The organism is Paenisporosarcina sp. P4_E4_2 (assembly GCF_056401595.1).
In genome coordinates this window covers 1-1249 of sequence record NZ_JBFUJC010000541.1, presented here as the reverse complement: position 1 = coordinate 1249, position 1249 = coordinate 1, and the positions used below count along the sequence as shown (strand labels likewise).

The 1249-nt window shown below is 41.6% G+C and carries 2 protein-coding genes; both read right to left on the bottom strand.

The genetic code is table 11. The annotated features are described in order from the left end of the window. Positions 1-118 precede the first annotated feature (118 nt). Positions 119-559, bottom strand: coding sequence for a BrxA/BrxB family bacilliredoxin (locus AC1DSB_RS19535; protein ID WP_016426995.1), 441 nt, complete (start codon positions 557-559; stop codon positions 119-121). Between the two features lie 62 nt (positions 560-621). Further along, positions 622-1249, bottom strand: a 628-nt coding sequence (locus AC1DSB_RS19530) for a P-loop NTPase family protein (RefSeq protein WP_477587443.1), incomplete at its 5' end; no start/stop codon positions are given.

The following is a 1249-nucleotide window of genomic DNA, read 5'->3' as shown; positions in this document are numbered from 1 at the left end:
TGCATTTAGAGTAACCAAATATAATCTTCTAGCTATATACGTGAAGAGTGAGACCCACAAGTGTAGAGTCAATAAATAAAGAAGAAAAAAGAGCACCAACTAAGTGCTCTTCCTTTCCTTATAGCTCGTCACAATGTTCTTCAAACAGTGCTTGAATGTGTGTGATGACTGACATTGGGTCATGTCCTTCGATTTCGTGGCGACCGATATCAGCAACAGCTTGTCCATCTTTTAATAGAACAAATGAAGGTGAAGATGGCAAATGATCATCCCCGAACAACATACGAGCTTGAGCAGTTGCTTCTTTATCTTGTCCTGCAAATACTGTTACTAAATGATTTGGTCGTTTGTCGTAATGTACTGCATTCGCTGCTGCAGGGCGAGCAATGCCGCCTGCACAACCACATACAGAGTTAATCATCACTAAAGACGTACCTGGACGGGCGAATGCTTGTTCAACATCTTCTGCAGAAGTCAATTGCTCATAACCACTTGCTTCCATCTCACCACGTGCCTGACGTACTATATCATTCATCAATAAGTTAAAATCCATGTTCATTTGAAAAACTCCTCTCAAACTTCACTATTAATAATAGCAGGTCATTAATAGACACGCAAAATCTAGGTTTTGGACGTGTTTGTAAATAATTGCTCAACTGCCTGTGAAACGGTCAAATCACCTTGTAAAATTTCTTTTTCCAGCGATTTCACTAGCGATTTCGTCTGTGGGGTTCCATAAAATTCATCCATTAGACGATCCAAAATCATCGTATGAAACCACTCTTTTGTCTGTGACTGGCGGCGTTCATCAAAAACGCCTGATTTAGTCAACGTTTCTTTAAAAGAACCGATTACTTCCCAAACTTCGCGTATTCCCATTTTTTCAATAGAAGAGACAGGCATTGCTTTTGTCGTCCAGCCTAGACTGGCAGGTTGCAGGAAATGAAGAATTTGCTCATATTCGGCAACTGTCTTTTTCGACATTTTCAAATTGTCTCCATCCGCTTTATGCACAACCAGCAAATCGGCCAGTTCCATAATGCCTTTCTTCATTCCTTGAAGTTCGTCCCCCGCACCTGTTAAAACGAGTAACATAAAGAAATCGACCATGCCGCGTACAATCGTTTCACTTTGCCCGACACCGACCGTTTCAATCAAGATAACATCGTAACCTGCAGCTTCACAAAGCAACATCGTTTCACGCGTTTTTTTGTGAACGCCACCGAGTGTCCCTGCAGAAGGAGATGGT